This is a genomic window from Catellatospora methionotrophica (genome assembly GCF_011297335.1).
GTDB lineage: Bacteria > Actinomycetota > Actinomycetes > Mycobacteriales > Micromonosporaceae > Catellatospora > Catellatospora methionotrophica.
The window spans coordinates 527,839-554,173 of record NZ_JAAOTJ010000002.1 but is presented as its reverse complement, the minus strand read 5'-3'; the positions used below and the strand labels follow the sequence as shown (position 1 = coordinate 554,173).

24 protein-coding genes are annotated in these 26,335 nt (G+C 71.8%); 8 read left to right on the top strand and 16 right to left on the bottom strand.

Annotated elements, in window-relative coordinates; all coding sequences use genetic code 11:
* Positions 1 to 210 precede the first annotated feature (210 nt).
* From HAV40_RS09770 to HAV40_RS09760, 3 genes are read left to right on the top strand one after another with little or no spacing between them, the layout of a single operon-like run.
* Positions 211 to 1,176 carry an aliphatic sulfonate ABC transporter substrate-binding protein gene (locus HAV40_RS09770; protein ID WP_166380543.1) on the top strand — a complete coding sequence of 322 codons (966 nt, stop codon included), beginning with the start codon at positions 211 to 213 and terminating at the stop codon, positions 1,174 to 1,176.
* A complete protein-coding gene (locus HAV40_RS09765) occupies positions 1,173 to 2,027 on the top strand; it encodes an ABC transporter permease (protein ID WP_166380542.1) in 855 nt (284 codons plus the stop codon). The genes HAV40_RS09770 and HAV40_RS09765 overlap by 4 nt, the downstream gene beginning before the upstream one ends.
* Positions 2,024 to 2,719 (top strand): ABC transporter ATP-binding protein, encoded by a 696-nt coding sequence (locus HAV40_RS09760; RefSeq protein WP_425549769.1) that lies wholly within the window; start codon positions 2,024 to 2,026, stop codon positions 2,717 to 2,719. The genes HAV40_RS09765 and HAV40_RS09760 overlap by 4 nt, the downstream gene beginning before the upstream one ends.
* Before the next feature lie 22 nt (positions 2,720 to 2,741).
* On the opposite strand, the gene HAV40_RS09755 is transcribed toward HAV40_RS09760, so the two are convergent.
* From HAV40_RS09755 to HAV40_RS09710, 10 genes are all read right to left on the bottom strand, one after another.
* Entirely contained in the window at positions 2,742 to 3,281 is a 540-nt protein-coding gene (locus HAV40_RS09755) for a flavin reductase family protein (RefSeq protein ID WP_166380540.1), read from the bottom strand.
* Between the two features lie 128 nt (positions 3,282 to 3,409).
* Complete coding sequence (locus tag HAV40_RS09750; protein ID WP_166380539.1) at positions 3,410 to 5,359, bottom strand: ABC transporter ATP-binding protein; 1,950 nt, start codon at positions 5,357 to 5,359, stop codon at positions 3,410 to 3,412.
* Between the two features lie 37 nt (positions 5,360 to 5,396).
* Entirely contained in the window at positions 5,397 to 7,199 is a 1,803-nt protein-coding gene (locus HAV40_RS09745) for an ABC transporter ATP-binding protein (protein ID WP_166380538.1), read from the bottom strand.
* 250 nt (positions 7,200 to 7,449) lie between these two features.
* The gene (locus tag HAV40_RS09740; RefSeq protein WP_166380537.1) at positions 7,450 to 8,799 is read right to left on the bottom strand and encodes an LLM class flavin-dependent oxidoreductase; all 1,350 of its coding nucleotides are present in this window, start codon (positions 8,797 to 8,799) and stop codon (positions 7,450 to 7,452) included.
* 26 nt (positions 8,800 to 8,825) lie between these two features.
* Complete coding sequence (locus HAV40_RS09735) at positions 8,826 to 10,019, bottom strand: acyl-CoA dehydrogenase family protein (RefSeq protein WP_203670871.1); 1,194 nt, start codon at positions 10,017 to 10,019, stop codon at positions 8,826 to 8,828.
* Position 10,020: 1 nt separating this feature from the next.
* On the bottom strand, positions 10,021 to 10,572 hold the full coding sequence (gene ssuE, locus HAV40_RS09730; protein ID WP_166380536.1) for an NADPH-dependent FMN reductase: 552 nt from the start codon (positions 10,570 to 10,572) through the stop codon (positions 10,021 to 10,023).
* A 12-nt stretch (positions 10,573 to 10,584) separates the two neighbouring features.
* On the bottom strand, positions 10,585 to 12,216 hold the full coding sequence (locus HAV40_RS09725) for a dipeptide ABC transporter ATP-binding protein (protein WP_166380535.1): 1,632 nt from the start codon (positions 12,214 to 12,216) through the stop codon (positions 10,585 to 10,587).
* A complete protein-coding gene (locus HAV40_RS09720) occupies positions 12,213 to 13,079 on the bottom strand; it encodes an ABC transporter permease (RefSeq protein WP_166380534.1) in 867 nt (288 codons plus the stop codon). Before HAV40_RS09720 ends, HAV40_RS09725 begins: the two co-directional genes overlap by 4 nt.
* The gene (locus tag HAV40_RS09715; RefSeq protein ID WP_166380533.1) at positions 13,076 to 14,008 is read right to left on the bottom strand and encodes an ABC transporter permease; all 933 of its coding nucleotides are present in this window, start codon (positions 14,006 to 14,008) and stop codon (positions 13,076 to 13,078) included. The genes HAV40_RS09720 and HAV40_RS09715 overlap by 4 nt, the downstream gene beginning before the upstream one ends.
* A gap of 2 nt (positions 14,009 to 14,010) precedes the next feature.
* Positions 14,011 to 15,684 (bottom strand): ABC transporter substrate-binding protein, encoded by a 1,674-nt coding sequence (locus HAV40_RS09710; RefSeq protein WP_166380532.1) that lies wholly within the window; start codon positions 15,682 to 15,684, stop codon positions 14,011 to 14,013.
* 447 nt (positions 15,685 to 16,131) lie between these two features.
* Here HAV40_RS09710 and HAV40_RS09705 point away from each other — a divergent pair, with 447 nt between their 5' ends.
* Together HAV40_RS09705 and HAV40_RS09700 are read left to right on the top strand one after the other, a co-directional pair.
* Positions 16,132 to 17,283, top strand: coding sequence for an LLM class flavin-dependent oxidoreductase (locus HAV40_RS09705; RefSeq protein WP_166380531.1), 1,152 nt, complete (start codon positions 16,132 to 16,134; stop codon positions 17,281 to 17,283).
* An 11-nt stretch (positions 17,284 to 17,294) separates the two neighbouring features.
* Positions 17,295 to 18,035 (top strand): hypothetical protein, encoded by a 741-nt coding sequence (locus tag HAV40_RS09700; RefSeq protein ID WP_166380530.1) that lies wholly within the window; start codon positions 17,295 to 17,297, stop codon positions 18,033 to 18,035.
* Between the two features lie 12 nt (positions 18,036 to 18,047).
* Here the strand turns inward: HAV40_RS09700 and HAV40_RS09695 are convergent, their stop codons facing one another.
* Positions 18,048 to 18,608 (bottom strand): LOG family protein, encoded by a 561-nt coding sequence (locus tag HAV40_RS09695; RefSeq protein WP_239085672.1) that lies wholly within the window; start codon positions 18,606 to 18,608, stop codon positions 18,048 to 18,050.
* A gap of 70 nt (positions 18,609 to 18,678) precedes the next feature.
* The gene (locus tag HAV40_RS09690; protein ID WP_239085673.1) at positions 18,679 to 19,623 is read right to left on the bottom strand and encodes a DUF2332 domain-containing protein; all 945 of its coding nucleotides are present in this window, start codon (positions 19,621 to 19,623) and stop codon (positions 18,679 to 18,681) included.
* A 96-nt stretch (positions 19,624 to 19,719) separates the two neighbouring features.
* On the opposite strand from HAV40_RS09690, the gene HAV40_RS09685 reads away from it, so the two are divergent.
* Positions 19,720 to 20,265, top strand: a complete 546-nt coding sequence (locus tag HAV40_RS09685; protein ID WP_166380528.1) for a hypothetical protein — start codon at positions 19,720 to 19,722, stop codon at positions 20,263 to 20,265.
* A gap of 63 nt (positions 20,266 to 20,328) precedes the next feature.
* On the opposite strand, the gene HAV40_RS09680 is transcribed toward HAV40_RS09685, so the two are convergent.
* Positions 20,329 to 21,147: an alpha/beta fold hydrolase gene (locus tag HAV40_RS09680; RefSeq protein ID WP_166380527.1), complete on the bottom strand. Its 819-nt coding sequence runs from the start codon at positions 21,145 to 21,147 to the stop codon at positions 20,329 to 20,331.
* A 144-nt stretch (positions 21,148 to 21,291) separates the two neighbouring features.
* Positions 21,292 to 21,786: a hemerythrin domain-containing protein gene (locus tag HAV40_RS09675; protein WP_166380526.1), complete on the bottom strand. Its 495-nt coding sequence runs from the start codon at positions 21,784 to 21,786 to the stop codon at positions 21,292 to 21,294.
* 384 nt (positions 21,787 to 22,170) lie between these two features.
* Between HAV40_RS09675 and HAV40_RS09670 the strand changes: the two genes are divergently transcribed.
* A complete protein-coding gene (locus HAV40_RS09670; RefSeq protein WP_166380525.1) occupies positions 22,171 to 22,959 on the top strand; it encodes a hypothetical protein in 789 nt (262 codons plus the stop codon).
* 119 nt (positions 22,960 to 23,078) lie between these two features.
* On the opposite strand, the gene HAV40_RS09665 is transcribed toward HAV40_RS09670, so the two are convergent.
* Positions 23,079 to 23,699, bottom strand: coding sequence for an L-threonylcarbamoyladenylate synthase (locus HAV40_RS09665; protein ID WP_166380524.1), 621 nt, complete (start codon positions 23,697 to 23,699; stop codon positions 23,079 to 23,081).
* Between the two features lie 119 nt (positions 23,700 to 23,818).
* Between HAV40_RS09665 and HAV40_RS09660 the strand changes: the two genes are divergently transcribed.
* Positions 23,819 to 24,733, top strand: coding sequence for a lytic transglycosylase domain-containing protein (locus tag HAV40_RS09660; RefSeq protein ID WP_166380523.1), 915 nt, complete (start codon positions 23,819 to 23,821; stop codon positions 24,731 to 24,733).
* Here HAV40_RS09660 and HAV40_RS09655 read toward each other — a convergent pair whose 3' ends face one another.
* The gene (locus HAV40_RS09655) at positions 24,734 to 26,308 is read right to left on the bottom strand and encodes a dolichyl-phosphate-mannose--protein mannosyltransferase (RefSeq protein ID WP_166380522.1); all 1,575 of its coding nucleotides are present in this window, start codon (positions 26,306 to 26,308) and stop codon (positions 24,734 to 24,736) included.
* Positions 26,309 to 26,335 lie beyond the last annotated feature (27 nt).

Here is a 26,335-nt window from a genome sequence, read left to right as displayed (position 1 = left end):
GCGCGTGCTCGTTTTCGGACTCTCATGCGTCCGAAAACGAGCACGCGCCCGCGGCATATGTGCCCCATCGGCCTGCTCTGGCGCCCCAAGATTGTCCGCATCAGATGAACATGCAGCTCAGCTGCTATTCCCATAAATCCTATGGGGTTGATAGCCTTTCTCGATCGCGTCGGTGACGAGATTTAGCCGCAACCCCTCAGGAGACGATTCATGCAGGCCCAGCCTGGACTTTCCCGCCGTACGCTGCTGGCCGCGCTCGCGGCGGCCCCGCTGTCCGCGACCCTGCTGTCGGCCTGCGGCGGCGAGGAGCCGGCCGCCGCCGGGCAGCCGCTGCGCATCGGCTACCAGCGGTTCGGCGGCCTCAGCCTGGTCAAGGCACGCAACGCCGCCGACCCGAAGGCCACCTGGTCGCTGTTCGAGAGCGGCCCCGCGCTGACCGAGGGCATCAAAGGCCGGGCGATCGACATCGGGCAGACCGGCGAGGCTCCCCCGATCTTCGCCGCCGCCGGAAAGATCGATTTCAGGATCATCGGCACCTCGGCTCCCGTGCCCAAGGGTGAGGCCGTGCTCGTCAAGCAGGCCAAGGGGTTCAAGACCTTCGCCGACCTCAAGGGCAAGAAGGTCGCCCTGAACAAGGGCTCCAACGTCAACTGGCTGCTGGTGAAGCTGCTGGAGAAGCACAATCTCAAGATCACCGACATCGACGTCAAGTATCTCAAGCCCGCCGAGGCCCGCCCGGCCTTCGACGGCGACCAGGTCGACGCCTGGATCATCTGGGACCCCTACTTCGCCCTGGCGGAGCAGCCCGGCGTCGCCATCCTGGAGGACGCCACCGGCCTGGCGAGCAACCGCGAGTACCTGCTCGTCGACCCGGCCGCGCTGGACCAGAAGACCGACCAGCTTGGCGAGTTCATCAAGCAGTACCGCACGGTGACCGACTGGGGCATCGCCAACCCCGCCGAGCGCGCCGCGGTGCTCGCACCCGAGCTGAAGATCCCGCTCGACGTGACCAGCCGCGCGCTGGAGCGCAGCGCGCAGCCGCTGGCCGCGATCACCCCCGAGATCGGCGACGAGCTGCAGGCCATCGCCGACGGCTTCGCCGCGCTCCAGCTCATCCCCGAGAAGATCGACATCAAGTCCCGGATCGACGGCCGCTTCAACGAGGCGCTGCGATGACAGCCGCACCGCGGACGGTGGCTCCGGCCGCCGTCCGCGCCCCGTCGGCCGAGGCGGTGACCCCGGCACCGGACCGTTCCGCCCGGCCCCGCCGCGGTCGCCGTGTGCTCCGGCTGGTCAGTCCCATCGTGCTGTTCGCCGGCTGGGAGGCCGCCGCCCGGACCGGGCTGCTGCCGCCGGAGAAGCTGCCCGCGCCCAGCGAGGTGCTGCGCACCGGCTGGCGGCTGACCGCCGAGGGGACCCTCGCCGTGCACCTGCTGGACTCGCTGCAGCGCGCGGCGCTCGGGCTGGTGATCGGCGGCGGGCTGGCCCTGCTGCTGGGCGCGGTCGCGGGCCTGCTGCGCGTCGGCGACGACCTGGTCGACCCGCCGGTGCAGATGGCCCGGATGCTGCCGCACCTCGGCCTGGTCCCACTGCTGATCATCTGGGTCGGCATCGGCGAGGAACTGAAGATCACGCTGGTCGCGCTGGGCAGCTTCTTCCCGATCTACTTCAACACCTACGCCGGTATCCGTGACATCGACGAGCGGCTCGTCGAGGCGGCCCGCGCCTGCGGGCTCGGCCAGCTCGCGCGGCTGCGGCACGTGGTGCTGCCCGGCGCGCTGCCGTCGCTGTTCCTCGGGCTGCGGCTGGCCATCGGCGCGGCCTGGCTCAGCCTGGTCGTCGGCGAGCAGGTCAACGCCCAGACCGGCATCGGCTTCCTGATGATGGAGGCGCGCGAGTTCGCCCAGACCGACGTGGTGCTGCTCGGCCTGCTCGTGTACGCGCTGCTGGGCCTGCTGTCGGATCTGCTGCTGCGGCTGGCGGAGAGGAGGACGCTGTCATGGCGACGCGGCCTGAAGGCGACCTGAGCCCGGTGCTGACGGCGGGCGGCGTACGGCGCTCGTTCGGGGTGAGCGTCGTGCTGGACGGGATCGACCTGACCATCGCGCCCGGCGAGGTGGTCGCGCTGCTCGGCGGCAGTGGGTCGGGCAAGAGCACCCTGCTGCGCATCCTCGCCGGGCTCGACCCGGATGCCAGCGGCAACGTACGCCGCCCGCTCCATCACGCGGTCGTGTTCCAGGAGCACCGGCTGCTGCCGTGGAAGCGCGTCCTGGACAACGTCGCGCTCGGGCTGTCCGGGCCGGACGTGCGTACCCGGGCCCGCGCGGCGCTGGCGGAGGTCGGCCTGCCCGATCGGGACACCGCCTGGCCCGCCGAGCTGTCCGGCGGGCAGGCTCAGCGTGTCGCGGTCGCCCGCGCGCTGGTACGCGAGCCGGAACTGCTGCTGCTCGACGAGCCGTTCGGCGCGCTGGACGCGCTGACCCGGCTGCGCATGCAGCAGCTGTTCATCCGGCTGCGCGAGCAGCACGGCTTCGCGGCGTTGCTGGTCACGCACGATGTCGACGAGGCGCTGCTGCTGGCCGACCGCACCCTGGTGCTGGAGGGCGGCCGGCTGGTCGAGGACGCCCCGGTCCCGCTGGCCCATCCGCGTACGCCCGATGATCCGGCTTTCGGCGCGCTGCGCCGCCACCTGCTGGAGCGGCTGGGCGTCGCCGCCTGAACGCCGTCCCGGCGGCCTGCTCTCAGCGCGCCAGGTGGGTGTAGCCGCCCATGTGGTGCAGCAGCGGGTCGCCGGGGTGGTGCTCGGCGCTGACCGGGCGGCCCAGCACGATCGCGTGGTCCCCGGCCGGAACCCGCTGGACGACCTCGCAGACCAGCACCGCCAGCACGCCGTGCAGCAGCGGCATGCCGTAGGGGCCGTGGCGCCACCGGGTCGTGTCGGCGAAGCGGTCGACACCGCGGGTCGCGAAGGTGCGGGCCACCTCCTGCTGGCCTTCGGCGAGCAGGTGGATCGCCACGTGACGGGCCTGGGCGACGGTGGGCCAGCTGGAGGAGTCACGGTCGAGGCAGAACGAGACGAGCTGCGGTCGCAGCGACACGGAGGTGAACGAGGTGGCGGTGAACCCGACGGGCGGGTCACCGGCCTGACCCGGCGCGGTCACCACGGTGACCGTGGTGGCGTGGCGGCGCAGCAGGCCGAGGTAACGGTGCAGTTCCACCCCGCCCACGCCGGAGCTGGACAGGTCGTCGGACGGAGTCGAGGGCAGCGCGGTGAGCGTCATGGGGGTGTCTCTCGGGGCGGAGGTGACGGTTGCCGGAACCTCGACACGACATCGATCAACATTCATGTCTTGACGGTAGCAGCACGAGGAGTAACCTCGTCATATCCTATCGGAATTGTAGACTTTCCTCAACGGTGCCGGGACCAGGTCGCGAACATGTCGGCGTAGCGGCCCTCGGCGGCCAGCAGCTCGGCGTGCGATCCGATCTCGACGACCCCCGACTCGTCCAGCACCACGATCCGGTCGGCACGCATCGCGGTGGACAGCCGGTGCGCGATGAGCAGCGCCGTACGGCCCTCCAGCAGACGATCCAGAGCCTGCTCGACGCGCAGCTCAGAGCGCAGGTCCAGGTTCGAGGTCGCCTCGTCCAGCACCACCACCCTCGGCTGGGCCAGGAACGCCCGCGCCAGCGCCAGCAGCTGCCGCTGGCCCGACGACACCGACTGCCCCCGCTCGTGCAGCGTCGCGTCCAGCCCGGCGTCCGTACGCTCGACCAGGTCACGCAGGCCGACGGCGTCGATCGCCGCCCAGATCTCGGCCTCGCTCGCCCCGGGCCGGGCGAACGCGACGTTGTCCCGGATCGACCCGGCGAACATGAACGGCTCCTGCGGCACCACCCCGATCTGACGGCGCAGCGAGACCAGACTGACGTCGCGCAGGTCGTGCCCGTCGATCAGGACCCGGCCCGAGTCCGGGTCGTGCAGCCGCGTGACCAGCTTCGCCAGCGTCGACTTGCCAGCCCCGGTCGGCCCGACGCAGGCGATCGTCTCCCCCGGCTCGATCCGCAGGTCCACCCCGCGCAGCACCGGGCGCGCCGGGTCGTAGCCGAACACGACTTTCTCGAAGACGATCCCCCCGGCCACCGGTGGCAGCTCGACCGGGTCGGCGCGCTCAGCCACCGTCGGCGCCTGCCCCAGCAGCGTACGCAGCTTCGCCACCGCCGCCCGGCTCTGCTGGTAGTTCGTGTACAGCTGCACCAACTGCTGCACCGGGGCGAAGAACGCGTTGAGATAGAGCACGAACGCGGTCAGCTCACCGATGCTCAGCTGCCCGCGCAGCACCATGCGCCCGCCGATCAGCAGCAGGGCCGCCATGCCGAGCAGGCCGATGACCGAGGTGCCGGGGCCGTAGATCGCGCTGATGTGGCCGGTGAAGTCGTTCGCGTCCCGGTAACGGCCGACCACGGTGCGGTGCTGGGCGATGTTGCGGTCCTCGCGGTGGTGCGCGGTGACCACCCGCACCCCGTGCAGGCTCTCGGCCAGGTCGGTGAACATCGCCGCGATGGCGTCGCGCTGGCGGGCGTAGCCGACGTCGGAAGCCCGCCGGAACCACACCGACGCCGCGAACAGCGCCGGCACGACCAGCAGCAGCGTGATCGCGGCCAGGCCCGCGTCGTAGTGGAACAGCACCGCCGTCACCACGACCATGGTCAGGCCCTGCACCGCGAACTGGGCCAGGCCCTCCTGCAGGAGCTGCTGCAGCGACTCGATGTCCGACGACATCCGGGTCATGATGACCCCGGCCTTCTCCTCGGTGTAGTAGTCCATGGACAGCCGCTGCAGGTGCGCGAAGACGCGTACCCGCAGGTGGCGCATCGCGTCGGCGGCCAGCGCCCCGGTCTGGCGCATGCGCGCGGTCGTGGTGGCCCACCCGGCCAGCACCGCCGCCGTGAACGCGCCCGCCGACCACAGCAGCACCGGCAGATCGCGTGCGACGATGCCGTGGTCGATGCCGACCTGCACCAGGTACGGCCCGGCCTGCAGCAGCAGCGTCTCGGCGAGGATGGTCACGCACGCCGCCAGGAACACCCCGCGACGCCGGGTCAGCAGCGACAGCAGGCTCAGCGCGGGCCCTTCCGGCGGCCGGTGCCCGAACCTGTCCTCCGGAACGCCGTGCTCAGGCTCGGCGTCCTCCAAGCGGCGTACGCCCGCCGCCAGCTCGTCCGGCACTCCCGCGAACGGCAGCGTGTCACCCGTGCGCCGGGTGCCGCGGCCCGCGCCGACGCCGCTGAGCCCGCCCATCGGGCCGCTACCGGGTCCCCCGCCCGGCCCGCCGAACCCGCCTCCGAACATGCTCATGCCCGCTGCCCCCCGTTCTCGCTGACGCCGCCGCGGCTCATGCGGGCACCTGCTCGTCCGCGTCCGCCGACTGCATGGTGGCCAGCACGTCGCGGTAGCGCGGCTCGGCGGCCATCAGCTCGTCGTGGGTGCCCTGGGCGGCGACGCGCCCGTCCTCGATCAGCACGACGGTGTCGGCCAGGGCGATGGTGGACAACCGGTGCGCGACGATGATCGTGGTGCGGTTGCGGAGCAGGTCGCGCAGGGCGGCGTGGATACGCTGCTCGACGTGCACGTCAACGGCGCTGGTCGCGTCGTCGAGCACCAGCACCGGCGGGTTGACCAGCAGCGCGCGGGCGATGGCGACGCGCTGGCGCTGCCCGCCGGACAGGGTGTAGCCGCGCTCGCCGATGACCGTGTCGTAGCCCTCGGGCAGGGCCCGCACGAACCCGTCGGCCCCGGCCGCCCGAGCGGCGGCGACCACGTCGGCCAGCTCGGCGTCCGGCCTGCCGAAGGCGATGTTGTCGCGGATCGACACCGAGAACAGGAACGGCTCGTCGGGCACGATGCCGACCTGCTCGCGCAGGCTGTCCAGGGCGTACTCGCGCACGTCGCGCCCGTCGACGCGCACACTGCCCCCGGTCGTGTCGTAGTAGCGGGCCAGCAGGCGGCCCAACGTCGACTTGCCCGAACCGGTGCGCCCCACCACCGCGACCGTCGTCCCGGCGGACACCCGCAAATCCAGGCCGCGCAGCGCGACGGTGCCGTCCGGGTAGGCGAACTCGACCCCCGCGAACTCGACCTCGCCCAGGATCGGTGTACGCACCGGGTCGGCGGGCTCGGCGATCTCGCTGCGGGTGTCCAGCACCTCGTAGATGCGCTGGGCGGAGGCAGCGGCCCGCTGCCCCATCATGATCATCATGCCGAGCATGCGGAACGGCGGCTGCAGCATCAGGACGTAGGAGTTGAACGCCACGATCGCGCCGACCGTGGCGCTGCCCTCGATCACCATCCAGCCGCCGCACAACAGCACCAGGGCCAGGCCGAGGCGGGGCAGGTTCTCCAGCGTCGGCGACCAGCGGCTGCGGATGTACGCGTCACGCCGGTACGCCCAGCGCACCCGGTCGGCGGCCGAGGCCAGCAGGGTGACCTGCCGCTGCTCGCCCGCGAACGCCTTGACGATGCGCACCCCGTTGATGTTCTCGTCGACGACCGTGGCGACCTGCGCCAGCCGCGACTGGATCAGCCACGACACCGGGAAGATCGCCCTGCGCATCCACACGCCCAGCAGCGCGATCACCGGCATGGTCGCCATCGCCACGACCGCCAGCAGCGGCTCGATCGACAGCATCAGCGCGAACGCGAACACCGCGATCAGGCACTGCACCAGGATCGAGGGCCCGAACGCCAGATACATCTGCACCGCGCGGATGTCCGAACTGGACCGCGACATCAGCTCACCGGTCTGCACCCGGTCGTAGAAGCCGTACGGCATCCGGATCAGGTGCGCGTACATGATGTTGCGCAGGTCGTACTCGATCTCGTACGCGGTGCGCAGCAGGAAGCGGCGGGCCAGGTAGTTGACGAACCCGGACACCACGGCGAGCCCGGCCAGCCACCACACGTACCCGGCCAGGCGGTCGGTGCGCGCGATCAGGGCGTGGTCGATGCCGAGCCGCATCACGTTCGGGATCTGCACCTGCACCAGCAGGCCCACCAGCGACAGGCCCAGCGAGGTGAGCAGCACCCTGCGGTGCGCCAGCACGATCGGCAGCGCCCGCCGCAGCCAGGACCGGCTCTGGTCGGGATCGATGGTCGACTTCGGGGCCGGATACCGCGGGGGCTGCGGTGGCGCTGACATCACGCTCCAGGGGGTGGAGGCTGCTCACCGCGGGGGTCCGGCGGCGGGGGGCAAGGGTACGTCACCGCGCCGCCGCTCGTTTCGGGACGCTTGCGAGTCCCGAGACGAGCGGGCTTCAGCGTGATGGTGGTCCGGAGGGGACCGGCCCCACTGCCACCATGGCACAGCGCCCGGACCCACCGCGACGGGTTACCGCGCCGGGGTGACGCCATACGCGTCGCGCCGCCGAGGCGACGGTGGTCGCGGTGGCTCAGGCCGCGACGGCGTGCGGCACGGCGGCATACTGGCTGGCGGGTCGTTCGAGGCCCAGGTGGTCGCGCAGGGTCGTGCCGGTGTACTCGGTGCGGAAGAGCCCACGGCGGCGCAGGATCGGCACGACGTGGTCGACGAACACCTCCGCGCCGGACGGGAACATGTCGGGCATCAGGTTGAACCCGTCGGCGGCCCCGTTGACGAACCACTCTTCGAGGGTGTCGGCGATCTGCTCGGGCGACCCCGCGACCAGGCGGTGCCCGGAGCGGATCCGTCCCGCGAGCTGCCGGACCGTGAGCCGTTCCCGCCGGGCCAGGTTGATCTGCGCGTCGAAGAAGCCGCGGGAGCCGTTCTCGACCTGCAGCGCGTCGCCGATGAGGTGCCAGGGCAGCTCCTCGTCGAGCTCGAGGTGCCTGGGGTCCAGCTGCAGCCGCTGCGCGACCTGCCCTACCTGCGCCTCGATGCCCTGGAACGCGTCCAGTTCGGCCTGGCGGGCCAGCGCCTCGGCCTCGGTGCCGCCGATGACCGTGGACAGTCCCGGCATGATCTTCAGCGTGTCGGGGTCCCGGCCGAACGCCGCGGCGCGGGCCTTCATCTCGGCGTAGAAGGCCTGCCCGTCGGCCAGGGTGGTCTGCGCGGTGAACACGGCGTCGGCGCGGCGGGCGGCCAGGGCCTTGCCGTGCTCGGACGATCCGGCCTGCACGAGCACCGGGCGGCCCTGCGGCGAGCGCGGGACGTTCAGCGGGCCGCGTACCGCGAAGTGGCTGCCCTCGTGGTCGATGGTGTGCACCCGGTCCCCGTGGGCGAACAGGCCGCTCGCCCGGTCGGCGACGATCGCGTCGTCCTCCCAGCTGTCCCAGAGCTTGACCGCGATGTCGACGAACTCCTCGGCGCGGCCGTAGCGGTCGTCGTGCACGGGCGCGCCGGTGAGGCCGAAGTTGCGGGCCGCGGCGTCCCCGGCGGTGGTGACGATGTTCCACGCGGCCCGCCCGCCGGACAGGTGGTCCAGCGAGGACAGCCGCCGGGCCAGGTTGTACGGGTCGTTGTAGCTGGTCGACGCGGTGGCGATGACGCCGATCCGCTCGGTGGCCAGCGCGATGGCGGTCAGCACCAGCGTCGGCTCCAGCCGCCCGCTCGGCCCGCCGCCGGGGTCGCCGGCGAGCGCGGGCCCGTCGGCGAGGAAGATCGCGTCGAGGGTGCCGCGTTCGGAGATGCGGGCGATGTTCTGGTAGTAGCCGATGTCGAGGTAGGACAGCGGGTCGACCTCGCCGTACCGCCAGGCGGAGTTGTGCCCGCCGAGCCCGAGGATGTTCATGCCGATGCTCATCTGCCGTGGCTTGGTGGCCATGGTGGTGCTCCTTGCTGCTGTGCCGGTCAGAACAGGCCGCTGAGCGGCGGCTGTTCACCGGTGAGGTGGAATGCGCCCGCGGCGGCGGCCTTCCACAGGCGCGGGTTGTGGTTGGCGACGGTGCGGGCGTTGCGCCAGTGGCGGTCGAGGTTGTGCACACGGGCGACGGCCGAACCGCCGCCGACGTCGAAGACCAGCTCCCCGGCGCGCAGGGCCGCCTCCGCGGCGACGTACTGCGCCTGGGCGACCTCGACCGATGCCCGGACCAGCGCATCGTCGTCGAGGTCGGCGGCCCAGGCGTCGTCGATCGCCTGCGCGGCGGCCAGCACGACCGCGTGTGCGGCGTACGCCCGCGAGGCGATCTCCCCCACCGCGAGCCGCACGTACGGGTCGTCCACGGCCCGCGCCGCGGTGCTGTGCTTGATCGGCCGAGCCCGGTCCCGGGCGTACGCGGTCGCGTCGGCCAGCGCGTCACGGGCGATCCCGGCCAGCACCGCCGCCAGGTACAGCTGCAGGAACGCGGTCACCGGCGAGCGCCGGTCACGAAAGCCTCGCCGGTCGCGCACCTCGTGCGGGTGCACCAGCAGGCCGTCGAGGTCGGTGGTGCCGCTGGCGGTCAGCCGCTGCCCGACGGCGTCGAAGTCGTCGTGCAGCCGCAGCCCTTCGCGGTCGCGGGGCACGATGAACGAGACGGGCTGCCCGTCGTCGTCGAGGGCGGTGGCGCTGACCCAGTCGGCGAACAGCGCCCCGGTGCTGTAGTACTTGCTGCCGGTGGCCCGGTAGTGGGGTCCGTCGCGGGTGATCCGGGCGCTGACCGCGCCGTTCGCGCCGCCGATCTCCCAGCCCGCGTTGCCCACGACCTGCCCTGCCATCAGGCGGCAGTACCAGGTCTTGCGTTCGGCGTCGGAGCCTTGCGCGACCAGCCCCTCCACGAACGAGAAGTCCGGTCGCAGCGCCTGGGCGACGTTGGAGTCGGCGGCGGCCAGGTCCACGACGAAGCGGATCGTGTCGCGGACGCTCGCGCCCGCGCCGCCGTACGCCGTCGGGATGCGGAACGCGAACAGCTGCGCCCGTGCCACCGCCCTGACCTGGTCGTAGGGCAGTTCCCGCAGCCGTTCCCGGTCGGCGGCCCCGGCCCGGATCCCGGCGAGCACCGGCACGGCCCGCTCGTGCAGGACCTCGGCGCTCAGGACGGCCGGGGCGGCTCGCGTGGTCGGCACGTCAGGCCGCCTGCAGGGAACGGGCCGCGAGGGCGTCGGTGAAGCCGGTGACGACGGAGTCCAGGAAGGCCTGGCCGGTGGCGTCGAGCAGGATGCCGCCGCCGTCGGTGTCGACGATGGCCTTGTCGTGGATGAAGCACCCGGCGGTGATGTGCGTGGCACCCATGCTGGACAGCACCGGCCGCAGCGCGTAGTCGATGGCCAGCACGTGTGCCGGGGTGCCGCCGGTGGCCAGCGGCAGCACCACCTTCCCGGCCAGCGCGTACTGCGGCAGCAGGTCCAGCAGCGACTTGAGCACGCCGCTGTACGCGGCCTTGTAGACCGGCGTCGCGACGATGACGCCGTCGGCGGCCGCGATGGCCGCGCCGACTGCCAGGATCGCCGGGTGGCGCACGTCCGCGCCGAGCAGCGCCTCGGCGGGCAGGTCCCGCACGGCGAGGTGGCGCACCTCGTAGGAGCCGGAGCCGGGCAGGTTGTCGGTGACGTGGCGCAGCACGCGCGCGGTCTTGGAGGTGGGTGAGGGCGATCCGGAGATCGCGAGGATCGAGGGCATAGGTGTTCCTCCTCAGCCGGCGGGCAGTGGTGCGGGCGTGAGCACGGCCGACAGCAGCGTGCGCGTGTAGGGGTGGGCGGGCGCGGTGAATATCTGCCGTACGTCGCCGGACTCGACGACCTCGCCGTCCTTCATGACCAGCACCCGGTCGCTGACGTGGTGGATCACACCGAGGTCGTGCGAGATGAACAGGTACGCGACACCGAGCCGCTCCTGCAGGTCGGCGAGCAGGTCCAGGATCTGCGCCTGGACCGACACGTCCAGCGCCGACACCGGCTCGTCGCAGACGATCAGTTCCGGTTCCGGGGCCAGCGCGCGGGCGATGGCGACCCGCTGGCGCTGCCCGCCGGACAGCTCCAGCGGCCGCCGTTTGAGGTGCTCCGCGCCGAGGCTGACCTGTTCCAGCAGTTCGACGGCGCGGTCGCGGCGCTGCGCGGCCCGCAGTCCGGTGACGGCGACAGCCTCGCCGAGCACCCGCCCGACGGTGTAGCGGGGGTCGAAGGAACTGAGCGGGTCCTGGTAGACGATCTGCAGGCGGCGGCGCTCGGCGCGCTTGTCGGCCGGGGACAGGCTGTCCCAGCGGCGGCCGCGCACGCTGACGTGCCCGCCGTCGGCCCGTTCCAGGCCCAGGATCAGCCGGGCGGTCGTCGTCTTGCCCGAACCGGACTCCCCGACGATGCCGAGCGTCTCCCCCGGGTGCACCGCGAAGGACACTTCACGGACCACGGTCCGGTGCGTCCGGTCCGGCCCGGCGTAGGTCTTGACGAGTCCTTCGGCGGCGACGATCGGGGTGCTGCGGTCGAACTCGCGCGGGGTGGCGCGGATGACGGCGGCGGGCGCGGACGACAGCCGGGTGCCCTTGGCGTGCGTCGCGGGCACCGCCGCGAGCAGCGCTTTCGTGTACTCGTGCTGCGGGTCCTGCAGAACCTGCCGGGTCGGGCCGTGCTCGACGATGCGACCGTCGCGCAGCACCGCGACCCGGTCGGCCAGCCGCGCGACCACGGACAGGTCGTGGCTGACCACGAGCATGCCCGCGTCGCCGCGCTTGAGCCCGCCGAGCAGTTCCAGGATCTGCGCCTGCACGGTGGCGTCGAGCGCGGTCGTCGGCTCGTCGGCGATGAGCAGCCGTGGCCCGCAGGCGATGGCGGACGCGATCAGGGCCCGCTGGCGCAGCCCGCCGGAGAGTTGGTGCGGATACTGCTGCGCCCGCAGTTCCGGTTCGGGGACCCCGACGGCCCGCAGCAGTTCGAGGACCTTCTCCCTGCGGGCGGCCTTGGTGAGGGTGGTGTGCAGGGCCAGCGGTTCGGCGATCTCCCGGCCGACCGGGCGCAGCGCGTCCAGGGAACTGAGCGCGTCCTGGAGCACGAAGCCGACCTGCGCGCCCCGGATGCCGCGCCAGTGGCGCTCGGTGTGGCGGGACACGTCCCGGCCGTCGAACTGCAGCGCGGCGGCGCGCACCCGTGCGCCGTGCCCGGTGAGCCCGACCAGGGTGCGGGCGGTGACGCTCTTGCCCGACCCGGACTCCCCGACCAGCGCCAGGCACTCCCCCGGCGCGATCGTGAACGACACCCCGTCGACGACGTCGGCCCCGTGCCCGCCGAACGACACCCGCAGGTCGTCGACCCGTACCAGCGGCGCGGTCACGACCGGCCCTCCGTACGGCGGCGCAGGTCCCGGCCGACGACCGTCACCGACAGGACGGTCAGTGTGATCGCCACGCCGGGCACGATCACCATGAACGGGTCGTTGGAGATGTACTGGATGCCCAGCGAGAGCATGTTGCCCCACTCCGGCGCGGGCGGCTTGGTGCCCAGGCCGAGAAAGCTCAGTGACGCGCCCGCGCCGATGGCGTTGCCGACGCCGATGGTGGCCAGCACGACCAGCGGCTTGAACGCGTTGGGCAGGATGTGGCGGCGGATCACCGCCGACCGGCGCAGCCCCAGCGCGGTGGCCGCCTCGACGTAGGCCGCGCTGCGGACCACGTGGGTCTGCGCGCGGATCATCCGGGCGTAGTAGGGCACGCTGGCGAACGCGACCGCGAACAGCGCGTTGACCGTGCCGGTGCCCAGCAGGGTGATGACGACCAGGGCCAGCAGCAGGTCCGGGATGGACAGCGCCACGTCGATGAGCCGCATCACGGCGCCCTCGACGTACCGGTTGGCCAGGCCCGCGAGCAGGCCGATCGCGGAGCCGAGCGTCACCGCGATCGCGGTCGCGCCCAGGCCCATCACCAGCGACGAGCGCGCCCCGTAGACCATGCGGGCGAGGGTGTCCCGGCCGGACTGGTCGGTGCCCAGCAGGTGTTCCGCGCCGGGTGGCACGAACGCGCCCGCGCTGCTGATCTCCAGCGGGTCGTGCGCGGTGAGCAGCCCCGGCGCGGCGGCGGCGACCGCGAGCAGTCCGATGAAGGCCAGGCCGAGCACGACACCGGGCCGCAGCGAACGCCGCCGGGCGGCGGTGTGCCCGCGCCGTTCGGGCAGGACGGCGGGGACGGTGATGGCGGTCACGCGGTCACCACTCTCGGGTCGATGAGGCCGTAGACGATGTCGACGACGAGGTTGACGACCACGTACACGGCGGCCGCGAACAGCACCACGCCGAGCACCAGCGGAATGTCCTTGCTGGTGGTGGCGGTGAGCATGAGCTGGCCGACGCCGCGGCGCACGAACAGCGTCTCGGTGATCACCGCGCCGCCGAGCAGGCCGCCGATGACGAACCCGGACATGGTCACGATCTGGATGAGCGCGTGCCGCAGCGCGTGGCGCAGCCGTACGCCCGCGTCGCGCATGCCGCGGCTGCGGGCGGTCAGGATGAACGGCTGTTCGAGGACCTCCTCCAGTTCGGTGCGCAGCACCTGCGACAGCGTCGCCGCGATCGGCAGCGCGAGGGTGAACGTCGGCAGGACCAGTGCGGCGGGGCCGTCGTTGCCCGACACCGGGAACCATCCGGCCTGGAACGAGAACACGATGAGCAGCACCAGGCCGAGCACGAACGTCGGGAACGAGGTGAGCACCAGTTCGGTGCCCGAGGCGGCCGAGCGGATCCACGGCCGCCTCCTGGCGGTGAGGACCGCGGTCCCCACCGCCAGGACGACCGCGACCAGCGCGGCCGACAGCGCCAGCTGAACCGTCTCGCCCAGCTGCTCCCCGATCGCCGTCGCCACGGGTACGCGCTGCTGGTAGCTCTCGCCCAGGTCCCCCTGCAGCAGCCGGCCGAGATAGCCGAGGTACTGCTGCCACAGGGGCTGGTCGAGGCCGTAGTCGGCGCGGACCCGGTCGAGCACGGCCTGGGTCGGGTTGGCTCCGTCCCCGGCCACCGTCGCCAGGGCCGCGTCGCCCGCGGTGACGTGCAGCGCGGCGAACGACAGCGTCGCCGCGCCCCACAGCACCCCGACGCCGGCGGCGAACCGGGTGGCGATCCGTTTCAGCTGGCGCATGTCTACTTCTCCAGCCAGGCGTACCCGAAGTACGGGGTGCCGTGAGAGGTGTCGACGACGACGTCGTGCAGCTTGGCGCTGAACGCCCACAGCACGGAGTTGTCGTAGACGGGGAAGCCGGGCACCAGTTCGGCCAGGCGCTGCTGGGACTTGGCGTACAGATCGGTCAGTTTCGCCCGGTCACCGGTGCGGCGGGCCTCCTCCAGCCATCCGTCGAGCTGGGCGTCGCTGATGCGGGAGGTGTTCTGGCCCAGCCGTGTGGCGTTGGGGATGCTGAACGTGGCGTACTTGATGTACAGCACGTCGGGGGTGTTGGTGTGCCAGACACCCGCCGACAGGTCGTAGTCGCCGCCGTAGCGTCTGGTGGTCAGCTGCGCGCTGGGCAGCAGCTCGATGTCGACCTTGATACCGACGGCCTTCACCTGCGCCTGGACCAGGTCGAAGATCGGGCTGATGGTGGCGGTCTGGGCCACCGGCCACTGCACCAGCAGCGGCTTGCCGTCCTTGGTGCGGTATCCCTCGGCGTCGCGCCCGGTCCAGCCCGCCTTGTCCAGCAGCTCGTTCGCGACCTTCAGGTCGTGCCCGCGCAGCTTCACCGCCGGGTCGTAGTACTTGGTGACCCGGTCCACGAAACTGGTCGCGAGCTGCCGCTCACCGAACCCGACGGTCTTGACCAGGGCCTCGCGGTCGACCGCGGACACGAACGCCTGCCGGATCGCGAGGTCGTCGAACGGCGCCCGGGAGGTGTTGAACTCGATGGTGTACGGCAGCCCGATCCGGTTGACGTTGGAGTACACCAGGTTCGGGTTCGTCTTGACCGCCGCCGCGTTCTGCGCGGGCACGTACCCGGTGGCCTGGTACTGGTTGCTGACCAGCGAGTTGAACCGTACGGCGTCCTGCCCGACCCAGGACACGTCGATGCCGTCGAGGTGGGCCGCCCCGGAGTAGCCGAGCTGCGGCGGCGCCCAGTCGTAGCCCTCGCGCCGGACGAACGTCGCCCCCTGCGTCTTGGTGTATCCGGTCAGCACGAACGGCCCGGAGCCGACCGGCTTCTCGCACAGCTGCGCCGGGGTGCTCTCCTTGATCGCCTTGGGCGACAGCAGGCCGAGCCAGCCCTGCGCCAGCACGTCCAGGAACGGGGTGTACGGCTGCTTGAGGGTCACCTCCAGCGTGTACGGGTCGACGATGCGGCTGCCCTCGTACGGCGCGATGTACGGCCCGGCCAGCGGCGAGCGGGTGTCCGGGTCGAGCATGTGCGCGAAGTTGGCGACCACGGCGGCGGCGTCGAACACCGCCCCGTCGCTGAACGTCACCCCCTTGCGCAGGTGGAACGTGTAGACCTTGCCGTCGGCGGAGATGTCCCACTTCTCGGCCAGCCACGGCCCGGGGTTGCCGCCGGCGTCGAGGTAGACGAGGTTGTCGGTGAGGATGCGCCCGAAGATCTGCTCCACGTCGGAGGAGATGGCGTGCGGGTCGAGGCAGAGCGGGTCGGCGGACATCGACAGGTGCAGGATGCCCCCGTCGACCGGGGAGCCCCCGCCGTTGAGCACAGCCCCGGCGGTACGCGACGACGCGTCGGCGCTGGCCGGGCTGATGCCGCCGGCGGAGCCGCAGGCGGTCAGTGCGCCGATCGCGACGGTCGCGGCGAGCAGGCGGGTGGACAGGTGGAAACGCACGGTGAAGCCCTTCGCAGGCGGTGGAGGGTGTGCCGAGACGGCCGTCCTCGTGTCGTCGAGAGCGGCTCGGGGTTTCGGAGTCGAGGAACGCGGCGCAGGTTGACGGCGGCGTCAACAGCCGCTGCTGCACACCCTTTGGAAGTCCACGTGGCGCCGCTGAGTCAGGCGCAGGCTTCGCTTCATGGCTAGGGACCGTAGGAGCGCGCAGACAAGAGCGTCCAGGCTTTTGTGACCCGGATCACATAGTTCTCCTGTATATCCCATAGAGTTAATATGAATTATCTGCTCGATGGATTGTGCTGGCCCGCCTGACCATGCCAGCATCCGATTTACCTGCTCTGATCCACCCACGACGCCGGTCCGGGAGCCACGAGGCCGCGAGTTCGGCGGCAACGGCACCGCGGCTCCCGGACCGCGACCCACCCTGAACAGCACGGAGACAGCAACATGAGCCTCGCCTTCCACTGGTTCCTGCCCACCTACGGCGACAGCCGGTTCATCGTCGGCGGCGGCCACGGCCTGCCCGCGGGCGTGGCCGGCGGCGCGCGCCCGGCGACGCTGGCCTACCTCGGCCAGATCGCCCGCACCGCCGAGCAGCTGGGCTTCGCCGGCGCGCTCACGCCGACCGGCGCGTGGTGCGAGGACGCCTGGCTGTCCACCGCGATGCTCACCGAGGTCACCGAACGGCTGAAGTTCCTCGTCGCGTTCCGGCCTGGCCTGCTGTCACCGACCCTCGCCGCGCAGATGGCCGCCACCTTCCAGCGCCACTCCGAGGGCAGGCTGCTGCTCAACGTCGTCGTCGGCGGCGAGACCCACGAGCAGCGGGCGTACGGCGACTGGCTCGACAAGGACGCCCGCTACGCCCGCGCCGACGAGTTCCTGCACGTCACCCGCTCGCTGTGGCGGGGCGGCAGCGTCGACTTCACCGGTGAGCACCACCGTATCGAGGGCGCGACCCTGCCCCGGGTGCCCGACCCGGTGCCGCCGATCTACTTCGGCGGCTCGTCCCAGGCCGCCGGTCCGGTCGCCGCCAGGCACGCCGACGTCTACCTCACCTGGGGCGAGCCGCCCGCACAGGTCGCCGGCAAGCTCGACTGGATCCGCGAACTCGCCGCCGAGCAGGGCCGCGAGCTGCGCTACGGCATCCGGCTGCACGTCATCGCCCGCGACACCGCCGACGAGGCCTGGGCGCAGGCCCGCAAGCTGCTCGACGGCATCAGCGACGGCGACATCGCCACCGTGCAGGCGGGCCTGGCCCGCAGCGAGTCCGAAGGGCAGCGGCGCATGCTCGCCCTGCACGGCGGCAGGCGCGACAGCCTGCAGATCGCACCGAACCTGTGGGCGGGCGTCGGCCTGGTCCGTGGCGGCGCGGGCACCGCGCTGGTCGGCAGCCACACCGAGATCGCCGACCGCATCGCCGAATACGCCGACCTCGGCATCAGCGAGTTCATCCTGTCCGGACACCCGCACGTCGAGGAGGCGTACTGGTTCGGCGAGGGTGTGCTGCCGATCCTGCGCGACCGCGGCCTGTGGACACACCCGGCCGGCGACCCGGCACAGGAACTACCCAAGATCCCGTTCGCTGCCCCGTCCCGTTAGGCGGTGACCCCATGACCGGATCGACGGACTGGCTGAACAGTGAGACCGGAGCCCATCGCTGTCCACCGGTGTCGTCGACGGGCCCGTTCGCTGGGCTGATCCCCCACGGCGTACGGCCCGACCGCTGGTGCTGGGGCCCAGACCAGGGATTCCATCCCCGGTCGGCCCCGCACCAGCGGGTCCAGCTCACCCCTGCCGCCGGGCTGCTCACCCGCGGGCACACCATCGGCGTACGCCAGGCCGTCGCGCTGGGCGCGGCCGGGGCGCACGCCGACCTCGCCCACGCGTTCAGCGAACTCGACTCGTGGGTGCCGTTGCCCGACGCCGAGGTCTTCGCCCGCCTCGGCTGGTCCGTCCGGCACCTGGACGGCGCGGACGACGCCACCCTGCACGCCGTCGTGGCCGGGGCACTGCGCGGCGTCGACGAGGTGCTGCTGCCGACCTCGTGGCGGCGGCCACTGGCCATCGCAGCCGCCGGGACGGCGGTGTCGGCGGCCGAACGGACGTGGCTGCGTGACGCGTGCGACGCGGCGTACCGGCGGCTGACCCGGTTCGAGACCGGCTGGCCACAGCCGCCCACCGACCGGCAGGCCTGGTGGGACTACGCGGCCGCGCGGGCCTGCACCGCGCTGCGGGACGGCGACTGGGTCGCGGCCGCCCGCGCGGTAACCGACCTGTACGGGCTGACCAGCCCCGACCCGCACCAGGCCGCGCGATGGCTGGCCGCGATCGGCGAGCGCGTCGGCGTCTGACCGGGCCGGTGCTCAGCCCGCGAGCCGGGTCGTCTTCTCCAGGTACGCCAGTGCCTCGGCGCCGGTGTCGGCGATGAAGACCAGGTCGGCCAGCGGCACCGGCAGGAAGCCCTCCTCGTCCATGCGGCGCAGCTGCAGGATCAGGCCGTCGTAGAAACCCGCCGTGTTCAGCAGCACCACCGGCTTGTCGAACAGCCCGTGCTTGCGCAACTCCAGGGCCTCGGTCGCCTCGTCCAGCGTGCCCAGGCCACCGGCCAGCACGACCACCGCGTCGGCGGCGGCGAGCAGCATCGCCTTGCGCTCGGCGAGATCCTTGGCGACCGTCATCTCGTCCACGTCCGCCCTGGCGAACTGCCGCAGGAAGTCGACCGAGAACCCGGACAGCCGCCCGCCGCCCGCCCGTACGCCGTCGGCGACGACCTTCATCAGCCCGGCGTCGGAACCGCCCCACACCAGCGTGTGCCCGGCCCTGCCGACGAGCTCGGCGAACTCGCGGGTCGGCGCGGTGTAGCGCTCGTCGAGGTCGCTGGCCGACAGGAAGACACAGATCTTCATGGGGGTGGGTGCGGTCATGTGGTCAACGGTAGGCGCACGGCGACCTGCCGTGGCGGGTGTGTGCCGGGCAGTGTGACGGACCACTCCGTCATCCGGTGGGCGCGAACCACGTCATCGCCTGCCCGTGGCCACGCGCCCAGGCCAGCGGGGTCCCGTCCAGGGCGAGCACGTTGTGCAGCGCGCCGTCCGGGGCGGACGGAAGGCCCTGGTAGGCCATGACGTCCGGGTCCTCCACCGAGATCCAGTGGCCGGGCAGTTCCCGGACCAGGCCCGTGAACGCCGTCCTGCGCTCGGGCGGCACCTGGTACAGCACGGAGGTGTGGAACACGACGAGCGTCGCGTCGGCGGGCGCCTGCGCGGCCAGGCCGGGCAGGTCGTCCACCAGGTCACCGCGGATCAGCGTCGGCGGGTCCGCCGCCGCGACGGCCGCCGCGGCACGCAGTCGCTCCCGGCGGTGCCGGTGTTCGGGCCAGATCAGCGCCTCCAGCCAGGCGACGTCGGCGGGGTCGGTGACCTGGAGCGGGTTCAGATCCAGGCCCGCCCGCCACACCACCTCGGGCAGCCGCGTCGGCGGTGCTGTTCCGGTGAGGGCGCAGTCGAGCACCGGGCCACCGGATCCGATCTCGTGGTCGCCATACCGGTAGGTGTAGCGGTCGGGGTAGAGGCCGAGCCCGGCCGCCGCGCCGACCTCCAGCAGCGCCAGCGGCTGCGGCAACGCGGCCAGCACCGGCAGCAGCACCGCGCACCGGCCCGCCTCGTTGGTCTGGGTGGCCCGCGTTCGCAGCTCGGCCTCGATCGCCGGCCAGTGCGCCACGGTGAAGTCGTGGAAGGCAGCCGGGTCGTCCACCGGGCCGCCGAGCAGGCGTACGACGCCGAGCAGCAGGTTCGGCTGCCGCTTCGACTCCGGGACGGTGGCCAGCAGTCCGAGGACCTGCTCGTCGGCCGCGATCGCGAATGCCAGCCGCTCGTAGGTCGGCGACACGCCCCGCGCCTCCCGCAGGGCGAAGTCCGTATACCGCGAAGCGTCGATCACCGGCCGATGGTCCCACGGTGAACGACGGCCCGCTGACCCGACGGTCTCCGTGGAACGCGCCTGCGGCCGCTTGACGACCTGCCTCATCATAGACGTGTGACGATCAATGAGGGCACGCTGTGGCAGGCGGGCAAGCGGGGCCGGAACTGGGCACGGTGGTTCGTGTGGGCCGCCGTGACCCCGTCGGCCGCCTACCTCGGCCTGCTCCGGTCGGACTCCAGCTTCTACGGCTACCTGCTGGTGGGTGCCGCTGGGCTCGCCGCGGTCATCGGCATCGTCTACTGGTTCTGGGACCGCCCTCGGGTCGTCGAGATCAAGCTGCTCGACAGCGCGACCCCTGTGCTCGCCGTCCGCACCGTCAGCGGCCGCGTGGATCAGGTCGATCCGCAGGATGTCGGGAGCCTGCACCTGGACTGCCTCTACCCTGCCTACGATCCGGACTCCTACGGCCAGGCCGACATCCGTAACAGCGACAACGTGCTGCTGCTGAGGCTTCGCGACGGCCGCAGCTACCGCACCCGGCCGACCGCGTACATGCATGACTCGCGCCGGGACGCGTTGTGGGCCGAGTGGCAACGGCTGTGCCCGCGGGCGACGGCGAGAACCGCGACCCGGTTCCGGACCTCGGGCACCAACGACTGACCACCTGCGGCGGCACCGTGGCTCACTGCCACGGTGCCGCCGTCACGGGCCGGATCCGCGGGCTCAGTCCTGCTGGTCGAGGAACGCCAGGGCGGTCGCGGCGAACAGCGGCGAGTCGACCAGGTTGTAGTGGGTCAGGCCGGGCAGGATCGCCAGCGCATGGCCGCCCTTGGGCCGGCCCTCACCCATCCAGCCGCCGTCGCGCAGACCGCCGTCGAGCAGGTTGAAGATCTCCACGAAGTGGCTCGGCGGGGCCATGTCGGCGTCGGCCGCGACGATCAGGGTCGGCACCTGCATGCCGCGCACCTCGTCGGTGTAGTCGAAGTCCTGCTGCATAGCTGCACCGATCTTGTCGAGCAGCCGGGGGAAGTCCTCCGGGCGCGGTGCGACGCGGTGATACAGCTCGTACATCGGGGTGTCCTTCAGGAACTCGGCTGCGGCCGCGTTCACCTGGCCCTGCTGGCCGAGCATCTCGGGGTAGACGGCGCTGCGGCGGATGTTGGCCGAGGCCGAGACCACGCGGCCGACCTTCTCCGGGTGCCGGATCCCGGTCAGCAGGGCGACGCCGCCGCCGAGGGAGAAGCCGACCACGTCCGGGCGGTCGAGCCCGAGGTGCGCGATGAGCGCGCCGATGTCGTCGGCCATCAGCGGCACTTCGAGCGGCCGGTCGATGTCGGCGGTGCGGCCGTGTCCCTGCAGGTCGACGGCGATCACCTGGTGGTGGTCGGCGAGCATCGGCAGGATCGCCCCGAACATCTCGCCCGAGCCGAGCCCGCCGTGCAGCAGGATCATCGGACGGCCCGAGCCGTGCGTCTCGTAGTACAGGTTGATGCCGTTTACCTCGGCGTATGCGCCAGTGCCGGTCGATGCGGTCGCGCTCATGGTGGTCTCCTCGGATCCTGCGAGTGTGTCTACACCTGCTCTGACGATCGGGGCGGGCAGAACTCATCGGCTTCGCGGAAACAATTGCGCGACCGCGGGAGCTGCCGCGTTCGGCCATCGCGGGCCAGACCGAACCGCGGCTCGTCAGCCATGGAACGGCCACCTCTTCCAGGTCTTCAGCACCGGCCCGAGCTCTCCCTCCTCGAACTCCAGGTGTTCGAGGAGCTTGTCGGAGAGCGTGCGCAGGGCCACCACCAGCTTCGCGCGTATCTCCGCGTCGTCGCCGCCCAATGCCCGAGCTGCGCCTTCGACCTGGTCGAGCAGGTCCGACACGACGCGGTGGTCGGCCTCCAGCCGGTCGACGGTCGCTCGCAGGTGTGGTGCCGCACGGCGTACCGCCGGGAACATCATGGCGTCCTCGGCCTGGTGGTGATGGTGTACGAACTGGCAGTAGCTCAGGCAGTTGATCTTCAGTTGGAACAGCGGGCCGTTGCTCTGCAGCTTGCGCAGGCCCTGCTGGAGGTCGCGGGCGGGCGCGCCGCCGGCGGCCTCGTCGGCCAGCCTGCGCACCGCCGCCAGGTCGCGGCGCAGCATGTCGTGCACCCATCGCAGTTCGGCCAGCAGAGGGTTGTCGTCCACTCGTGGTCTCGTCATCGCCATATCTCGTTCGCCGGGGAACACCGCACTGATCACGGTGCTCCCCCAGCCTGGCGGCGGCGGCCCTGAACCGCAAACCGCCGGTTAGTCACTAACCATTAGTAAGTCTCATCCGGCGGCCCGCCGATAGCCCGCCCCGGCGTAAAGGTCGACAGCAACCGGTCCTGCGCCGCGCACTCGTGGCGCAGGGCCGGTTTCAATGTCGCCGAACGGAGAGATAGACGTCGTCGATAAACCGCGAAATCCCAAGTGATTTGGTCGTCCGCTATTCGTGCAGTACCTTGGCGCGAACAATTCTCACGGCCAGAGCCGACGCGCGCGACGGGGACGCACGCCGGTGGCTTCAGGCACGGAAGGCCGCTACGCATGTCCTCATACACCGTCACCATCACGCCTGACGACCCCACGCAGGCCGTCACGACGATCCGGCTCGACCTCGACGGGGCGGCGACGACGGTACGCGAGCTGCGCCTGGCGCCCGGCTCCGGCGGCACCCTGATGCCCGGCGCCCTGCCCGTGCTCGACCTGAACCAGCTCGTCGCCGCCGTATTGGCGGCGACCTCGGGCGCCGTTGCGGCCCCCGCACCGGCCAAGCCGTCCCACACCGCCCCGGCTGCACCCGCGGTGCCCGGTGAACTGGAGATCCAGGCCCCGGCCGCCGACACGGCCGCGCCGAAGCCGCCCGCCCGCAAGCGCGCCCCGGCGAAGACCGCCGCCCCGGCGGCCGCAGCCGAGCCGGTGCCGCCCACGGCCGCCGAACCGGCAGCCGCTCGCCGATCCCGCGCGGGCAGGCCGAGCGCGGTCAAGGCCGACACTGCCGCCGCCAAGCCCGGTGCGGCCAAGACGGCCTCGGCCAAGGCGAGCACGGCGAAACCGGCGCGGGCCAAGGGATCCGCGCGCGGCGCGGCGGCCGTGACACGGGAGAAGAAGGCCTCACCCGCGAAGGCGACGGCGAAGAAGTCCGCCTCGTCCACTCCGGACAGCGGGCACCCGAGCGGCGGCAGCCGCAGCTACCGCAAGCTGCCGGACGACTTCGAGCAGGTGCTGCGCCAGGCCGGGGACAGCGCGAGCGTCATCGCCGACCACTACGACGTGCCGCGGCACACCGCGTACGGCTGGATCCGTACGGCCCGTAAGAAGGCGACGACTGCCTGAACCAGCCACGATGAAGGTGCGCGTGGGAACTCACGCGCACCTTGGTCCCGCCGCACCCGTACAACGACAACCCGTACGCCCGGCACTGGTTCGCCGAGCCGTGGTGACCGGCCCGTCCGTCACTCGAAGCGGGTGGGGTCGCCGGCACCGATGCGGAGGATCTCGGGTTCGCCTTCGGACAGGTCGACGACGGTCGTGGGTTCGGTGCCGCAGTCGCCGGAGTCGATGACCGCGTCGATGAGGTGGTCCAGGCGTTCTTTGATCTCCCAGCCCTGGGTCATCGGCTCGGTGTCGCCGGGCAGCAGCAGGGTGCTGGAGACCAGTGGTTCGCCGAGTTCCGCCAGCAGCGCCTGGGCGACCGGGTGGTCGGGGATGCGTACGCCCACGGTGTGTTTCTTGGGGTGCAGCATCCGGCGCGGCACCTCGCGCAGCGCCGGGAGGATGAAGGTGTAGCTGCCCGGGGTCGACGCCTTGATCAGGCGGAACACCGCGTTGTCAATCTTGACGAACTGCCCGAGCTGGGCGAAGTCGCGGCAGACCAGGGTGAAGTGGTGCCGGTCGTCGAGTTTGCGGATGTCACGGATGCGGTCCAGCCCGTTCTTGTCGCCGAGCTTGCAGCCGAAGGCGAAGCACGAGTCGGTCGGGTAGGCGATCAGCCCGCCCTCCCGCACGATGTCGACGACCTGCCGGATGGAGCGAGCCTGCGGGTTGTCCGGATGCACGTCGAAATACCTGGCCACACGCTGAGAGTAGTCCTCCCCCGGCGAGCGTGGCGGGCGCATGGGCGCAGGCGGGGCACCCGGCGCGCCGCCGGGTGCACTACGCTCGGCCGCCTTGGGATCCCTGGGGAGGACGACCAATGCGCTTCACGCGTACGCACGCCGTAGTCGGCTCGTTCACCGTGGTCGCCGCGGTGCTGGCCGCGACCGTGGTCATGCTCGAACGCGGCGACGACCCGGTGACCGGGGCCGAGCCGCGCCCGAGTGCCGTGTTCGAGACCGGGGCCCTGCCCACACCGGGCGAGTCCGCCGACGCCGAGCCGAGTGCGTCGCCGTCGCCGTCGGTGAAGCCGTCGCCGTCGAAGTCACCGAAACCGAAGCCCAAGCCCAAACCGAGCCCGAAGAAGGTGGACCTGCCCGGCCCGCCGCCGCCCGCGCCCAAGCCGTCGCCGCCCGCGGGCGCCAAGTGCCCGATCCACAAGGGTGCGGGCGCGCCCATGGCCGACGTCGAGGCGGCGCTGGAGGCCGCCGCGGCCCGCAAGTTCTGGACGGTCTCGCAGGTCACCCTGCCCGCGAAGGTGATCAAGGCGGTGGCGATGCAGGAGAGCGGCTGGCAGTCGACCATCGTCGCGTGCGACGGCGGCATCGGCACCATGCAGGTCATGCCGAGCACGGCGACGTGGCTCAACGACGACTCGCCGTTCACCCTCGACGAGGACGTGAACACGCTCCAAGGCAACACGATGCTGGGCTCGGCCTACCTGCAGTGGCTGATCCGGTACTTCGGGATGAAGTACGGGTTCGGCTGCGAGGAGCCCGACCCGGACGTGTCGCCCGCCCCGGCGTGCACACCGGACTACACGCTGCGCGAGGACGACTGCCGCCAGGACCCGGCCGTCGCCGACAGCAAGGAGTGGTGCCTGCTCAACGCGGTCATCGCGGCGTACAACTTCGGGCAGGGCGCCGTCGACAAGGAGATCCTCGACGGCGACGCCGTGTGGTACCCGAACGCGACGTACGTGCTCAACGTCCGGGCGCTGATGGAGCGGTACTGATCAGATCCACAGGTTGCCCAGCAGCATGCGCCGGCTCCAGTCCTCGTACGGCAGCGAACCGCCCGTGTAGATCGGGTGGTAGTACGTGAACACGACGACGACCAGCAGCACGAACACCCCGGCCATGACGGAGCCGAACAGTTGCCGGTCGGGGTCCGGCGGGCGGCCCGGCGGCGGGGTCATCGCCGCGCCGAACACGAACACCAGCGCCAGGATCAGGAACGGCTCGGCGGGCAGGGCGTAGAAGTAGAACATCGTGCGCGCCGGGAAGAAGAACCACGGGATCAGCGCCGCGGCGGTCATCGCCAGCACGGCACCGGCGCGCCAGTCGCGGCGGGCGATGCCGAACCAGATCGCGGCCAGCAGCGCCGGGATGAACGCCCACCACAACAGGGGCGTGCCGAGCAGCAGCACGTCGGCCATGCACTTGTCGGCGTCGCAGGGGATGTTCTCGTTGCGGTAGAGCAGCACCGGGCGGCCCAGCAGCAGCCACTGGATCGGGGCCCACTCACCCACCGACTGGTAGGCGTGCGCCTCGGTGATCGCCTGGTGCGAGGCGTACGCCACCTCGTGGTAGTGGGCGAGGTTGCGCAGCGCGCCCCAGAACGGCGGCTCGTCCTGGCCGCTGTCGCGCAGGAAGTGCCGGGCGTAGCCGCCGTCGGTGGACAGCCAGCCGGTCCAGCTCGCGACGTAGACGGCGGCCGTGATCGGCACGCCGGCCAGCAGCCAGCCGGTCTCGTCGAGGATCGTGTCACGGATCGGGCGGCGCACCCCGGCGCTGCGCCGCGCGCCGACCTCCCACCAGAGCACGAGCAGCACGAACACCGGCGCGAACGCCAGCGCCGACCACTTGACGGCCAGCGCGCAGCCGAACAGCAGCGCCGCGGCCAGCCGCCACCACGGCACGGCTCCCGGCGGGCGGCTGCGCCGTCCCCGGGCGCGCGGGTCGCCACCGTCGGCGAGGAAGCGCAGCCAGCGGGTGCGGCGCTGGTCGCGGTCGAGCACCAGCGCGCCGAACGCGGCGAGGATGAAGAACATCAGGAAGATGTCGAGCATGGCGACCCGCGACAGCACGAAGTGCATGCCGTCGAAGGCCATCAGCAGCCCGGCGGCGCAGCCGAGCACGACGGAGCCGAGCATGCGCATCGCGATGCGGGTCAGCAGCAGCACCGACAGGGTGCCGAAGACGGCGGCGGAGATACGCCAGCCCAGCTCGTTGTAGCCGAAGACCTGCTCACCCAGTCCGATGATCCACTTGCCGAGCGGAGGGTGCACGACGTAACCGGCCGTGTTGTCCTTCTCGTTCCACTCGAAGCCCTTCTCCAGCAGGAAGTGGGCGTCGGTGGCGTAGTAGTTCTCGTCGAACATCTTGCCGCCGGGGCTGGCGAGATTGCTCAGGCGCAGCACGCCCGCCAGCATGGTCACGAACAGCGCGGCCGGCCAGGCGTACGGGTCCAGCAGCGCCGGGGAGAGCCGTCGGCGGACCACGTCGGGGACCGTCGCGCCGGGCTCGGCGGGCGGTACGGATTCGGACAGCGCCTGCCGTGGGCGCGGCACCCGGGCCGTCTGCGTCATGCGGCGCATCGTAGCCGCCACCGGTGA